Genomic DNA, 12,799 nt, shown 5'->3' with positions numbered 1-12,799 from the left:
CATGACTGACCACGCGCAAACCCGGTTCTGGTCCGGCATCGACATCCCCAAGGCTCTCGCCGCCACGCTCGCCGCGGTCTCGGCGGCCGTGGTCGGCTCGTTCCTCGGCGTGGCCGGCACGCTGATCGGCGCGGCCGTGGCCAGCCTGATCAGCTCGGTCGGCACGGAGGTCTACCACCGGTCGATCGACCGGGGCACCAGGAAACTGCAGCAGGCGTTCGTGACGGCACCGGCCGCTGTGGGCACACCCGAGGTGACCGCCGCCCACGAACCGCCCTCGGAGCAGGAGACCGAGCCGAGGAGGATTCACTGGAAGCGGGTCGGTCTGGTGGCCGCCGCGCTGTTCGTCGTCGCCCTGGGCGCGCTGACCACGTTCGAGCTGATGGCCGGCAAGACCGCGGCGGACGCGGTGAACGGTCGCGACGGCGGCAGCCCCACGCTGCTCAACTTCTCCGACAATTCCGATAAATCGGACTCGCCGCAGCCGGAAAGCACCGAGCAGACCACCGAGCAGACCACCGAACCGAACGCCCCCGCGGAGACAACCGCACCGGCGGAGCCGACTGGCGAAGCGACCGGTGAGGTGACCGAACCCCCGGCGACCGGTGACGCCCCCACGGCGGGCGACGAAACCGAGCAGGACGGGAGCAACCAGCAGGAGGGCGCCGGCAGTGGACGCTGAGGACATTCTGGAAGACGCGTTCGGCCGGCTGCCGGAGCTGGTCAGCACGGCTGTCGAGGGCCTGTCCCCCGACCAGCTCAGGTGGTCACCCCGGAAGGGAGCGAACACCGTCGGCTGGCTGGTCTGGCACCTCACCCGGGTCCAGGACAGCCACCTGACCGAGCTGATCGGCGGCGAGCAGGTCTACCTCTCCGGCGAGTGGGCGCCCCGGTTCGGGCTCAAGCCCGACCCGGACGACACCGGATACGCGCACACCGCCGACCAGGTCGCGGCCGTCGCCCCGGAGAGCGCTCAGGTGCTGCTGGACTACTACGCCGCGGTGCACGAGAGGACGCTGACCTACCTGCGCGGTCTGACAGCCGCCGACCTGGACCGGGTGGTCGACGAGAACTGGGATCCGCCCGTGACACTCGGCGTCCGCCTGGTCAGCGTGTACGACGACGACGCGCAGCACGCGGGCCAGGCGGCGTACGTCCGCGGCCTGCTCTCCTGAAGCTCAGGCCGAGGCCGGCTCGCTCAGCGGGAGGCGGACCAGGAACCTCGTGTCGCCCGGCTTGGACTCCACGGTGATGTCACCGCCGTGGCCGTTGACCACGATCCGGTACGAGATGTCGAGCCCGAGTCCCGTACCCTCCCCCACCGGCTTGGTGGTGAAGAACGGCTCGAAGACCCGCTTGCGTACCTCGGGCGGCATCCCCGGCCCGGTGTCCCCGATCGACACCACCAGGCGGTCGTCCTCCCGGTAGGTGTGAACGGTCAGCGTGCCCTCGCCCTTCATCGCCTGGACCGCGTTGTCGATCAGGTTGGTCCAGACCTGGTTGAGCTCGGCCGGGTGAGCCGGCACCTGCGGCAGCGACCGGTCGTACTCCTTCACCACCCGGACGTCGCCGATCTTGTGAGCGAGCATGACCAGGGTGCTGTCCAGACCGGTGTGCACGTCGATCCACTGGTGTGCGGCCCGGTCCAGGTGCGAGTACTGCTTGGCCGCGTTCACCAGGTTCGACACCCGGCCGGTGGCGTCCTCGATGTCGCTCATCAGCTGCTCGGTCTCGAGTGCGTACCCGATCCAGTGGATGGCCTGGTCGAGCAGCTCGGGTGAGGCGACCCGGGACTCGATCTGGGTGAGGCAGTCGACGTCGATGCCACCCTGCGCGAAGACCGGTGCGACGTCCCAGCCGGCGGTGATGTTTCGTTCCTCCATCCAGTCGCCGAGCTCGTCCTCCAGGTCGGCGGTCTGCATGGCGGTCAGCGCCGGCGCCTTGGCGGCCCGCTCGATGACCTCCTCCTGAAGTTCGAGCAGCGCGACGAGCCGGTCCGGCGCGACCTTCCCGGCAGCCAGCTTGCCGAGCTTCATCCGCATCGCGGCGACCCGCTGGCGCAGCGCACCGGTCGCCCGGGAGGCTGCCGCGGCCGGGTTGTTCAGCTCATGCATGAGCCCGGCCGACAGGGCGCCGAGCGCGGCGAGCCGCTGCCGTTCCCCGATCGCCGCCTGGGTGTTGCGCATGCCGAGCGTGAGGCCTTCGAGAAGGTGGATCGCCATCGGGAACCACTCGCGCATCAGCCACCCGAAGTCGGTGGCGGACAGCATGAAGAACTCGCTGTCGGAGAGCGCCCGCATCGACGCCATGTAGGTGCGGGGCACGCCGTCGTCGCGCAGGTAGGCGTTGGTCGCGCCCATGTAGACGCCGCGCTGCTCGGTGCGCGTCGTGGTGATGTCGTCCTCACCGACCCGCCGGGTCAGCGAGACCGTGCCGCTGAGCAGCACGAAGAACGCCTCGGCGGGGTCGCCCTCGCGCAGCACCAGACCACCGGCCGGCACCCGCATGGTGCAGCCGTGCTCGGCGATCCAGGTGAGCTGCTCGTCGGTCAGCTTCTCGAACAGGAACAGGGTCTTCAGCTCGGCCGGGCTCAGCGCGCCGGGCTCACAGGGCTCGAGCCGGACCTCTTCGGTTTCAGCAGTCATGACTTACTGCGCCTCCAGGTAGCGATGGACCAGCGTGACGGCCATCGCGCCCTCGCCGACCGCCGAGGCCACTCGCTTGACCGAGTTGGCCCGGACGTCGCCGGCGGCGAAGATGCCGGGAACACTGCACTCCAGATAGAACGGATCCCGGTCCCGATCCCATCCCCGCGGGCGGTCCCCGTTCGCCAGCAGATCCGGGCCGGTCCGGATGAACCCCCGCTCGTCCCGGGCCACCGCGTCGCCCAGCCAGTCGGTCCGCGGTTCGGCCCCGATGAACACGAAGAGATAACCGCACTCCACGGTCGCCTTCGTGCCGTCCTTGCTGTCACAGATGGTGATCGCCTGGAGGTGGCCGTCGCCCTGCGCGCCGATCACCTCGCACCGCGTCCGCACGGTGATGTTGGGCACCTGGGCGAGCTGCTGGATCAGGTAGTAGGACATCGAGGCTTCGAGGGAGTCGCCCCGGACCAGGAGGGTGACGCTTCTCGCGTACCCGGAGAAGAAGAGTGCGGCCTGCCCGGCCGAGTTCGCCCCGCCGACGATGTAGACGTCCGAGCCGGCGCACGCCGGGCCCTCGGTGGAGGCCGAGCCGTAGTAGACACCGGAACCGGTCAGATCGGCCACGCCGTCGGCGACGAGCGGGCGGTAGGAGACCCCGGTGGCCAGCACGATCGAGTGGGCGGAGACCTCTCCGCCGTCGGCGAAGGTGAGCGTACGCGCGGAGCCGTCCGCCCGCAGACCCACGACCTCCCGGGTGTTGAGGGTCTCGGCGCTGAACTTTCCCGCCTGGCGCCGCGCCCGGTCGGCCAGCTGCGCGCCGGAGATCCCGTCCGGGAACCCGAGGTAGTTCTCGATCCGCGAGCTCTGCCCCGCCTGCCCGCCGACCGCCTGACGCTCCACGAGCAGCGTCTTGAGTCCCTCGGAGGCACCGTAGACGGCCGCGCCGAGCCCGGCCGGACCACCGCCCACGATGATCAGGTCGTAGAAGTCGCGACCCGGGTTGGTGGACAGCCCGGCCGCCTCGGCGACCTCCTGCACGGTCGGCCGGGGCAGCGCCCGCCCGTCGGCGGTGACCACCAGCGGGACCGCCTCGGGCCCGGAGTCCGCGGCCTCCAGCAGGCGGCGCCCCTCCGGCTCATCGGCGCCGAAATATTTGTACGGGACCAGGTTGCGCGCCAGGAAGTCGCGGATCTGGTACGACGGCTCGCTCCACCGGTGCCCGACCACCCGGATGTCCGGCAGCTCCTTGTCGCCGGTGGCCTGCCACGCCTCGAGCAGCGCGTCCAGAACCGGGTACAGCTTCTCCTCCGGCGGGTCCCACGGCTTGAGCAGGTAGTGGTCGACGTCCACCACGTTGATCGCCTGGATCGCGGCGTCGGTGTCCGCGTACGCCGTGAGCAGCGCCCGCCGCGCGTGCGGGAACAGGTCCATCGCCTGCTCCAGGAACTCGATGCCGTTCATCTGCGGCATCCGGTAGTCGGCCAGGATCACGGCGACCCGTCCGCCGCGCAGCTTCAGCTCACGCAGCGCTTCGAGGGCCTCGGCGGCCGACGAGGCACGGACGATCCGGTACCGGTCGCCGTAGTGGCGCCGCAGGTCACGCGCGATGGCGCGGGACACCGAGGGATCGTCGTCGACGGTGAGGATGGCGGCTTGGCCCATGTGTCGTTGTCCTCAGCTCTCGTTCTCGGGGTGGCGTTCGAGGTATCCCGCGACGTAGGGGCAGGTGGCGACGACCGGCAGCCGCCGGGCGCGCGCGTCGGCCAGCGCGGCGGAGGCGAGCCGTCCCGCCAGCCCGCGACCGGAGAAGACCTGGTCGACCTCGGTGTGCAGCAGCTCGACGCGGTCGTCGTGGCGGCGGTAGTGCAGCATCCCGGCGATCTCGCCACCGAGCAGCACCTCGTAGCGCTGCTGCTCGAAGCTGTCCACCACGACGGCGTCCCCCGCGTTCGGGTTGCCGGCCTGCGCGCTGCCCTCGACCCGCAGCTTGCGCCGGGCCCGCTCGTAGAACGACGTACGCCCGAAACGGATCACCTGGGCGGCGCTGGGCAGAGGCTGGATCTCCAGGCAGGCGCCGGGCTCCGCGTACCCCTCGATGATGCCGTCGACCTCGATGGCGAGGCGGCCGCTGGTCGGCAGCACCTCCAGCGCGACGTGCTCGGAGGTGTCCAGAACCAGCGACCGGTTGAACGAGGAGTGCGCGGCGGCGGCGCTCACGATCAGGCCCTGCACGTTCGGCGAGACGATCGGGCCGCCGGCCGAGAAGCTGTACGCCGTCGAACCGGTGGGAGTGGAGACGATCACGGCGTCCGCGGCGTAGTTGACGAAGTTGCTGCCCTCGACCCGGATGCCGACGGCCGCCAATCCGTGACCTGGTACCCGTACCAAAGCGATGTCGTTGAAAGCCGTGACCTCGCGCCCGTCCGGAAGGACGGTCCGCACCGCTGTCCGCGACTCGACCGTGTAGGAGTGCTCGTCGATCGACGACAGCGCCTCCTGCAGGTCCGGCAGGTCCACCTCGGCGAGGAAGCCCAGACGGCCGACGTTCACACCGAGGACCGGCGTCTTACGCCCCTCGACCAGCCGCATCGAGCGCAGCATGGTGCCGTCGCCGCCGAGGCTGACCAGCAGCCCGGCGCGCTCGACCATCTCCTCCACCTCGACCGGGACCGCGTCGCAGGCGATCCGGGTGATCTCGTCGGGCAGGCCGAGCACGGTGACACCCCGCTCGGCGGCCCAGTTGACGATGGCGTCCACCGCGGAGCCGCAGTCCCGGCGCGGGTGCAGCACGAGACCGACGACCTTAACCATGCCCATGGGAGCAGCCTTGCACGACCGGGCACGGATCGGCGAGCCGCCCGGTTTCCGGCGGGTTACCGGCCGTCGTATCCGCTGCTACGATTCCGCGCCATGGTCAACGGCGACGTCGATGCCGAGCTGCTCCGCCTGTCCGAGGATCAGGCCTTCCCGCACCGGGACGAGGCGCGCCGTGCGATCAAGTTCCGCGCCGGTGGTGACGTCACCGATCTGGTCGCGATCGTGGACAGCCCGCATCCGTGTTCGTCGACCGACGTGCTGTTCGCGATGGCCGGTTCGACGCGGAAGTGGCTCAACTGGGTGCCGATGCCGGGCGAGGCGATCTGCAACGTCGCCAACGACGTCGGTGCCCGGCTGGCGCAGGGCGAGGAGGTGGGCCCGATCAGGCTCGCTCTGTCCGCCGCCGAGCCGGCCAGCGCCATCGCCGCGAGCATCCGGGTGATGCGTGAGGTCGAGATCGGCATATCAGACTTTCCGGATCCAGACCTTCGGGCACCGATGCGACGGGGCCGTCACGCTATATGGCGATATGACGGTGAATTGCCGGTCCCTACCGTGCCGGTGCCGTCGCCCGACGCGGTCCGGGTGCTCCGCGAGGTCGGCGGTGAGCCGTGGACGTCACCGCTGTCCGGCTATGTCCAGGCACGGCCGTTCGCCGAGGTGCCGCTGCCGGACCTGCTCGGACTGCTCGCCCACCTGCCCGGCCCGCCGGACACCCCCCGCTGGGAGTACCTGGCGAAGTCCACGCCCACCTACTGGTACCGCCTGATGCAACCGTGGGTCTGCCTCGGCATCCTGCACCACCCCGCCCAGGCGTGGGAGGTGCTGGTCGACCTGGCGCTCGGCGTCGAGGACTGGACCGCGGACGCCGCTCTGTTCGCGCTGGTCACCGCCGCGTACCGGGAACCGGCCCGCCGCCCGGAGGTCTACAGCCTGGTGCGGGCCCGCTTCGCCGCCGCGTTCAACGCCCCTCGGCCGGTGACCATCGAGGAGTCGCTCGCCCACCTCATGCTGATCACGCCGGGCTGCACGCCGGACGACCGGGCCGCGGCGCTGGCCGTCCTCTCCCGCGACGAGAACCCCCAGCCTCTCACTGAGAAGAAGCGCCGCTGGTGGCCTCGCCGCGACTAGCGACGGCCAGGAAGCGGTCCGGGACGTCCTCGTAGCTGCGCAGCTGCCAGCCGGACTCGGCGAGCAACGGGCCCAGTCGCTCCTCGCTCAGCGGCTCGCCCTTGCGCAGGGTGCGGCCGTGCCGGGCGGCGAGCTGCGCGCGGCCGGTGGGATGGAAGATCGCGAGGGTTCCGCCGGGCCGGGTCACCCGGGCCAGTTCGGCCAGGCCGGCGACCGGGTCGGGCAGGTGGTGGACCAGCCCGGCAGCGAAGACCACGTCGGCCGAGGCGTCGGCCACCGGCAGGCGCCGGGCGTCGGCGAGCACCAGCGCGGCGCACTCGTCCCGGTGCGCCTTCTGCGCGGCGGTGAGCATGTCCGGCGTGAAGTCCAGCCCGATCACCCGTCCGGTAGGCCCCACGGCGTCGGCGAGTGCGGGCAGTGCCCGGCCGGTGCCGCAGCCGACGTCCAGGGCAACCTGGCCGGCGCGTACCCCGGCGAGCCGGACCGCCTCGGTGTAGCGCGGGATGTCGTCGCCGAATTTGGTGTCCCAGTCGGCGGCCCGGGCGGCGAAGAACGCGCGGCTCTCCGACAGATACCACCTGTCGGGATCGGCCAGGTCGGGGTGGATCTGCCGGATCACCGGCCACTCCGGGTCGCGATGGTCGATCACGACCTGGGCGCGGCGCTCGCCGTCGCCCTCGGCGAAGCGGTGCCGGGGCCCGCCGCGCAGGAACACCAGGATGCGGTCGGTGGCGGGCTCCAGGACGTTGAGCGCAGAGTCGAAGACGCTCCCGCCGGGACCGGTCAGGCCGAGGACGGCGTCCACGTTCCACGCGCGGGAGGTGGACGGAAAGGCGGCTGCCAGCCGGGCGGCGAAGGCCGCAGCGGCACCCGGGTCCCCGCCGTCCACGATCACGGTGAGCGGGGCACGCGGCGCCAGCACCTCGGCGAGCAGGGCGGTGACTTCGGCGATGCGTTCCGGCACGCCACCAGCATGACGGGGTGGGTGTGACGTGCGCAACGCCCGGGCCCGGCCCGTTCTGTCGGGGTATGTCCCCGGTGGGAATGACTGCCGGGATTTTCGCTGGCACAGTAGGCGGATGAGGAAGGCCGCTGTGGCACTGACCGCCGCCCTCGCGCTGGCGGGTTGCGCCCAGAGCGGCGACGGCCCCGGCGGCACCACCGCGCCCACCTCCCCGCCCGCCGCCGGTCTCCAGCAGGTCCGCGTGCTGGCCGACGAGTCGCTCAAGAAGTCGTTCGACCAGGTCGAGACGAGCTTCGAGGTGCAGAACCCGTCGACCGAGATCGTCCTGACGTACGGCGAGGGCATCGACCTGGCCCGGCAGATCACCGGCGGTCAGGCGGCCGAGGTGTTCGTCACCGAGGACCCGTCCGCCATGGCGACGGTGACCAGTTCCGGCTTCAGCTTCGGCCAGGCCGAGAGCATCGGGTCCGGCCTGCTCAGCATCATCGCCGTCACCGAGCCCGGCGAGCCCTTCGTCACGTTCGTCCTGGAGGGCGACGGCAAGCGTGTGCTCACGGACACCGGTCTTCTCCGCCCGTGATCGCTAGCGTTGTCGGTCATGGAGGCTCTTGAACTCGCCGACTTCCGCGCGACCGTCGCCCGCATGTATCTGGAGGCGACCGGCCTGGCGGACTTCCGCAAGCGCCGCGACGACCTGTTCGCGACCCACCCGCAGTCACCCATCCCCGCCGCCGACCGGCCCGGGTTCGCCGGGCTGAGGTATTTCCCGGAGAGCACCGCGGCGGTCGTCGAGGTGCGTCTGCGGCCGGCGCCGGGCTCGCTCGACGTGGACACCGGCGGGCCGGACGGCGTGATCGGCTATTCGCGGGCCGGGATTCTCGAGACGCCGTTCGGCGAGCTCTCGCTCTGGTGGATAGCCGCCTACGGCGGCGGCCTGTTCCTGCCGGTCAGGGACGGGACCTGCGGGGGCGAAAGCTACGGGGGCGGGCGCTATCTGACCGATTCTGTCAAGGGTACGCACGGACGCGGCCTGAGTTGGCTGGGAGGTGATCGGGTCCGGCTCGACTTCAACTACCTCTACAACCCGAGCTGTGCGTACGACCCGGAGTGGGCATGTCCCCTCGCCCCGCCCGAGAACCGGGTGGCCGCTCGGATCGAGGCCGGCGAACTCACCTACCACGTGTGAAGTTCGGGTGCATATGGAGGCCGAACTCCACACGCCTCCCGCTCCGCTTTTGGTGCGTGTGGAGTTCGGGTGCGGGTGGGGGCTGAACTTCACACGCCGGACCAGGAGCGGCGAGTCGCGAGGTTGGTGGCGCCGCCGTCGAGGACGGCCCGGTGAACGGCGCGGGCCATCGGGGCGCCCCACCTCGACCGTGGCCCGCCGTACGCCGCGACCGGACCGCCGGCCGGGCCTCCGACCGGGCACAGCACGCACACCGCGTCGGTGGCCGTCCCGGTCGCGGAAAGGCCCAACTCCGCCAGCGCCTGCGCCTTCGCCTCCGTGGCGGTGGCCACCGCGTTGATCAGCGCACCGTCGGACAGCCGCTGCGGAATCCCGACGACGATGTTGACGGTGCCCGGCTCGTGACCGAAACCGACAGCCGACGGGTCGGCCGCCAGGATCGGCGCGCCGAGGCCGACCGTGGCATAGACCTGTACGCCGTCGTCGGACGCCGACACCACGTCCGTCACGTCGACACCGGTCAGCAGGCCGATCCCGGGACCGGACAGTCCCAGCTCGGCGGCGAGTTCGGACAGGTGCGCGTCCGGGTCGGGGCGGGCGTACGACATCGCGACGCTCGCGTTGATCAGCCACTCGCGTACGCCGACACCGCCGCCGAGCACCGCGCTGGAGACCGCGAGCAACGGCTCCGGGAAACGCCAGAGCAGCAGCGGCACATCGTGGCCGCCCTCCCTGCGGTGGGTCAGCGACGGTTCGGCGAACATCGGCGTACTACGTCCATTCCGGTGCCAGGACGGCCCAGATCTCAGTGTCGCGGCGGGTGCCCTGCCACGGGTAGGACTGCCGCTTCTGGCCCTCCCGGGTCATGCCGAGGCGCTTGGCGACGTTGGAGCTCGCCACGTTGTTCGGGTCGCAGAGCCACTCCACCCGGTGCATCCCCCGCGTGCGGAAAGCCCAGTCGATCAGGACGCGTACCGCCCGTGTGATCAGGCCTTTCCCGCTCCCGGCCGGCTCCAGCCAGCAGCCGACCTCGCAGTTGCCGGCGGCGGCGTCGAACGCCACGAACATCGTGCCGCCGACCAGCGTGCCGTCGAGCCAGATACCGAACAGGCGCCCGGAGTCGGCGGCCTGCCGGTCCGCGTACCTCCGCAGTGTCGAGGTGGCCGAAGCGAGATCCGTGCTGATGCTCGCCCACGGGATCCACGGGTCGACCGTGGCGCGGGCCCGGTCCATGTGCGCCAGAAATTCCTCGGCCTGCCACGGCTCCAACGGCCGCAGAACCGCCCCGTCACCCAGATCAATCGAGAACACCCGGGCAGCGTAACTACGGAAGGGTCTTAGGTCCGTACCCGGGACCTGGCAATTCGGGCACCATGGGGGTATGAGCGAGGACGAGGTCACGCGAGCACTGGTACAGGCGGCCGACGCCGCCCGCTTCGCGCCGTCGATCCACAACACCCAGCCCTGGCGCTGGGTGGTCCGGGACGGGCGGCTGGAGCTGCACGGGGTAGCCGAGCGGCAGCTGACGGCACAGGACCCGGACGGGCGGATGCTGCTGCTGAGCTGCGGCACCGCCCTTCACCACGCGCAGGTCGCGCTGACCGCCGAGGGCTGGCGGTTCGAGGTGGAGCGGCCGGCCGCCGAGCCCCTCGCGGTGTTGCGGCCGGTCGAGCGCGAGGCGGCACACCCGGAGGCGACCCGGCACCTGCAGATGCTGCAGGTCCGCCGCACCGACCGGCGGACGGTGACCGACGACGCGGTTCCCGCGGACACTCTGCGGCATCTGATCAAGGAGACCGAGGAGGGCGGGGCGCGGCTGCACGTGCTCGATCGCGACCAGGTCATCGAGTTGGCCGTGGCGGTCGAACACGCGCAGAAGGCCGAGGACACCGACGACCGCCTGCGGTCCGAGACAGCCCGGTGGGTCGGCGGCGATCGCGACGAGGGCACCGGCATCCCGGCCTCGGCCCTGCCCGAGGAGGTTCCGCTGGCGACCGTCGCGGAGCGTGACTTCCAGACCAGGGGGACGTTGAAGGCGGGCGGCGGCCACGACCAGGCCGCCAGCTACGCGGTCCTGTACGGCTCGGGCGACGACGACGCCGACTGGCTGCGCGCGGGTGAGGCGCTGAGCCGGCTGTGGCTGGCCGCTACCGAACAGGCGGTGAGCCTGCTGCCGCTGAGCGGCCCGGTGGAGATTCCCTCCACCCGGCACACGCTGCGCGGCATGCTCGCCGGCACCGGCCACCCGTTCCTGGCGGTCCGCCTCGGCACCCTGGACCCGGCCGAGTCCGCACCGCCCCGCACGCCACGACTTCCGGCGGGCCAGGTCATCGAGGTCGTTTAATGCGGGTCACCTTCGGGGCCGTAAGCCGCCAGGAAGCGGTCCCGGAAGGTGTCCATCCGCCAATTGGGCGCGTCCGGGGCGGGCTTGAGGCCGTCGGTCCAGCCCCAGGACGCGATCCGGTCGAGCACCTTCGGATCCTTCGCCACGATCGTGATCGGCACGTCGTGGGTGGCGTTCTGCCCGACCACGACCGGCGCCGGCTGGTGGTCTCCGAGGAACACCATCACCAGGTCGTCCCTGCCGTACTTCGCCATGTAGGAGAGCAGGCTGTCGATCGAGTACGCGATCGACCGCGCGTACTCGCTCTTGATCCTGTCGTTGTCCTTCCACACGGTCTGGGGCGAGTCCGCCGCCGCCTCCATCGGCCCGTACACACTGCCGTCCCCGACCCTGTCCCAGTCGAGCATGGTCGGCACCGGCGCCCACGGGGTGTGGCTGGACGTCAAAGTGATCTCCGCGAGGAGCCGCCCGCGGTCCTTCTTCGCGTACTCAAGCTTCTGGAAGGCCGACATCACATACTGGTCGGGCATCGTGGACCAGCTGAACGCCGGGCCGTTGTAGCCGAGGGTGTGCGCGTCGTAGATGTGGTCGTACCCGTAGAACTTTCCCTCCGGCCAGGCGAACGTGATGCCGGGTTCGACGCCGACGGTGCGGTGGCCGGAGTGCCCGAACGCCCTCGTGAGGGTGAGCCGGTCGGTGGCCACCAGGCTGCGGTACCGCTGCTCGTTGTCGATCCAGAGCCCCGACAGGAACGTGGCGTGCGCGAGCCAGCTGCCGCCGCCCGCGGTCGACGACGTGAGCCAGCCGCTGCGTGACGCGAACCCGGCGGCGGCCAGCTTCTCGCTGTTCTGCGCCAGGCTGGCCACGACCGGCGCGTTGAACGCCGGGTTCTCCACGGCGTCGCGCCCGTAGCTCTCCACGAACGAGACGATCACGTCCTTGTCCTTGAGCGCGGTGAGCAGCTGGTCGCCGGGGCGGTCCCGGTACGCGTCGACGGCGATCTCCTCGGCGAAGCGCTTGCGGTCGGCCAGGTCGTTCGGCAGCGCCAGGGCGGTGTGCGCGGCCAGGTCGGCGGCGGTGTGCGAGGCGACCGGGATGCCGCCGATCAGCTGGAAGCTCATCGCGAACAGGCCGACCCATGCCGCACCCACCGCGCCGAGGCCCCGCCAGGCCCCGACGCGGTGGGCGGTCAGGATGCCGCTCAGCCGCAGGACCGCCCAGGTCATCCCGGCGACCAGCAGCGCGGCGAGGGCGACGGCGCCGATCGCGATGCCGATGGCGGAGGCCCGGCCCAGCGAGTCGGTCATGAAGTTGAAGCCGTCGTCGAACAGAGCCCAGTCCAGCACCGGGTCGAAGCGGCGGGCCAGCACCGCGAAGAAGCCGATGTCCACGAGTTTCACCACGGTCAGCAGCCCGAGCAGCACGCCCAGGGCGGCAGCGAACGGTGTCCGGGCCCGGCGCGGCAGCAGGAGCAGGATCACTCCGGCCACGAGCGCCTCGACAGGGACGCGCAGGAGCGCGGTGGAGACCGAGTTTCCGGGCGGCAGCCGGAAGATCTGGTCCGGCACGATCAGTGCCAGAAAAACCAGGACCGCGGCGAATGCCGTGGTCAGGTGCCGGAGGACTCGGCGGTAGGGCTTGGTTGGGCTCACGCTCTGTTCATACGCCAGGGCGCCGCCGACGGTTCGAAGGGGGCACCATGACAAAAGTCA

13 protein-coding genes are annotated in these 12,799 nt (G+C 71.1%); 6 read left to right on the top strand and 7 right to left on the bottom strand.

Features of this window, described 5'->3' with window-relative positions:
* Position 1 precedes the first annotated feature (1 nt).
* Both AB0M02_RS31405 and AB0M02_RS31400 read left to right on the top strand, forming a co-directional pair.
* Positions 2-682 carry a hypothetical protein gene (locus AB0M02_RS31405; protein WP_364233385.1) on the top strand — a complete coding sequence of 227 codons (681 nt, stop codon included), beginning with the start codon at positions 2-4 and terminating at the stop codon, positions 680-682.
* Positions 672-1,175, top strand: a complete 504-nt coding sequence (locus tag AB0M02_RS31400) for a DUF664 domain-containing protein (RefSeq protein WP_364233382.1) — start codon at positions 672-674, stop codon at positions 1,173-1,175. Before AB0M02_RS31405 ends, AB0M02_RS31400 begins: the two co-directional genes overlap by 11 nt.
* 3 nt (positions 1,176-1,178) lie before the next feature.
* Here the strand turns inward: AB0M02_RS31400 and AB0M02_RS31395 are convergent, their stop codons facing one another.
* From AB0M02_RS31395 to AB0M02_RS31385, 3 genes are read right to left on the bottom strand one after another with little or no spacing between them, the layout of a single operon-like run.
* Entirely contained in the window at positions 1,179-2,645 is a 1,467-nt protein-coding gene (locus AB0M02_RS31395) for an ATP-binding protein (protein ID WP_364233379.1), read from the bottom strand.
* 3 nt (positions 2,646-2,648) lie between these two features.
* Positions 2,649-4,307: an FAD-dependent oxidoreductase gene (locus AB0M02_RS31390; RefSeq protein WP_364233377.1), complete on the bottom strand. Its 1,659-nt coding sequence runs from the start codon at positions 4,305-4,307 to the stop codon at positions 2,649-2,651.
* Positions 4,308-4,319: 12 nt separating this feature from the next.
* The gene (locus AB0M02_RS31385; RefSeq protein WP_364233374.1) at positions 4,320-5,462 is read right to left on the bottom strand and encodes an NAD(+)/NADH kinase; all 1,143 of its coding nucleotides are present in this window, start codon (positions 5,460-5,462) and stop codon (positions 4,320-4,322) included.
* A gap of 93 nt (positions 5,463-5,555) precedes the next feature.
* Here AB0M02_RS31385 and AB0M02_RS31380 point away from each other — a divergent pair, with 93 nt between their 5' ends.
* On the top strand, positions 5,556-6,593 hold the full coding sequence (locus AB0M02_RS31380; RefSeq protein ID WP_364233373.1) for a hypothetical protein: 1,038 nt from the start codon (positions 5,556-5,558) through the stop codon (positions 6,591-6,593).
* Here AB0M02_RS31380 and AB0M02_RS31375 read toward each other — a convergent pair.
* Positions 6,553-7,557 carry a methyltransferase domain-containing protein gene (locus AB0M02_RS31375; RefSeq protein ID WP_364233370.1) on the bottom strand — a complete coding sequence of 335 codons (1,005 nt, stop codon included), beginning with the start codon at positions 7,555-7,557 and terminating at the stop codon, positions 6,553-6,555. The two genes, AB0M02_RS31380 and AB0M02_RS31375, sit on opposite strands and share 41 nt — an antisense overlap.
* Before the next feature lie 115 nt (positions 7,558-7,672).
* Between AB0M02_RS31375 and AB0M02_RS31370 the strand changes: the two genes are divergently transcribed.
* Together AB0M02_RS31370 and AB0M02_RS31365 are read left to right on the top strand one after the other, a co-directional pair.
* On the top strand, positions 7,673-8,137 hold the full coding sequence (locus AB0M02_RS31370) for a substrate-binding domain-containing protein (protein WP_364233368.1): 465 nt from the start codon (positions 7,673-7,675) through the stop codon (positions 8,135-8,137).
* An 18-nt stretch (positions 8,138-8,155) separates the two neighbouring features.
* Complete coding sequence (locus AB0M02_RS31365; RefSeq protein WP_364233365.1) at positions 8,156-8,743, top strand: DUF1684 domain-containing protein; 588 nt, start codon at positions 8,156-8,158, stop codon at positions 8,741-8,743.
* Between the two features lie 89 nt (positions 8,744-8,832).
* Here AB0M02_RS31365 and AB0M02_RS31360 read toward each other — a convergent pair whose 3' ends face one another.
* Both AB0M02_RS31360 and AB0M02_RS31355 read right to left on the bottom strand, forming a co-directional pair.
* Complete coding sequence (locus AB0M02_RS31360) at positions 8,833-9,507, bottom strand: adenosylcobinamide amidohydrolase (RefSeq protein ID WP_364233362.1); 675 nt, start codon at positions 9,505-9,507, stop codon at positions 8,833-8,835.
* A 7-nt stretch (positions 9,508-9,514) separates the two neighbouring features.
* The gene (locus AB0M02_RS31355) at positions 9,515-10,054 is read right to left on the bottom strand and encodes a GNAT family protein (protein ID WP_364233359.1); all 540 of its coding nucleotides are present in this window, start codon (positions 10,052-10,054) and stop codon (positions 9,515-9,517) included.
* Between the two features lie 70 nt (positions 10,055-10,124).
* Here AB0M02_RS31355 and AB0M02_RS31350 point away from each other — a divergent pair, with 70 nt between their 5' ends.
* Positions 10,125-11,087, top strand: a complete 963-nt coding sequence (locus AB0M02_RS31350; RefSeq protein ID WP_364233357.1) for a nitroreductase — start codon at positions 10,125-10,127, stop codon at positions 11,085-11,087.
* Here AB0M02_RS31350 and AB0M02_RS31345 read toward each other — a convergent pair.
* A complete protein-coding gene (locus tag AB0M02_RS31345) occupies positions 11,084-12,739 on the bottom strand; it encodes a sulfatase (protein WP_364233355.1) in 1,656 nt (551 codons plus the stop codon). The two genes, AB0M02_RS31350 and AB0M02_RS31345, sit on opposite strands and share 4 nt — an antisense overlap.
* Positions 12,740-12,799: the final 60 nt, after the last annotated feature.

The organism is Actinoplanes sp. NPDC051861 (assembly GCF_040681145.1).
Lineage (GTDB): Bacteria > Actinomycetota > Actinomycetes > Mycobacteriales > Micromonosporaceae > Actinoplanes.
Note: the sequence above shows the minus strand (reverse complement) of the source record. Positions and strands in the feature narration are given on the sequence as shown.

Coding starts and splice junctions, on each gene's coding strand:
- AB0M02_RS31405 (WP_364233385.1), top strand. CDS start 2: ATGACTGACCACGCGCAAACCCGGTTCTGGTCCGGCATCGACATCCCC.
- AB0M02_RS31350 (WP_364233357.1), top strand. CDS start 10,125: ATGAGCGAGGACGAGGTCACGCGAGCACTGGTACAGGCGGCCGACGCC.
- AB0M02_RS31385 (WP_364233374.1), bottom strand. CDS start 5,462: ATGGGCATGGTTAAGGTCGTCGGTCTCGTGCTGCACCCGCGCCGGGAC.
- AB0M02_RS31370 (WP_364233368.1), top strand. CDS start 7,673: ATGAGGAAGGCCGCTGTGGCACTGACCGCCGCCCTCGCGCTGGCGGGT.
- AB0M02_RS31390 (WP_364233377.1), bottom strand. CDS start 4,307: ATGGGCCAAGCCGCCATCCTCACCGTCGACGACGATCCCTCGGTGTCC.
- AB0M02_RS31365 (WP_364233365.1), top strand. CDS start 8,156: ATGGAGGCTCTTGAACTCGCCGACTTCCGCGCGACCGTCGCCCGCATG.
- AB0M02_RS31395 (WP_364233379.1), bottom strand. CDS start 2,645: ATGACTGCTGAAACCGAAGAGGTCCGGCTCGAGCCCTGTGAGCCCGGC.
- AB0M02_RS31360 (WP_364233362.1), bottom strand. CDS start 9,507: ATGTTCGCCGAACCGTCGCTGACCCACCGCAGGGAGGGCGGCCACGAT.
- AB0M02_RS31380 (WP_364233373.1), top strand. CDS start 5,556: ATGGTCAACGGCGACGTCGATGCCGAGCTGCTCCGCCTGTCCGAGGAT.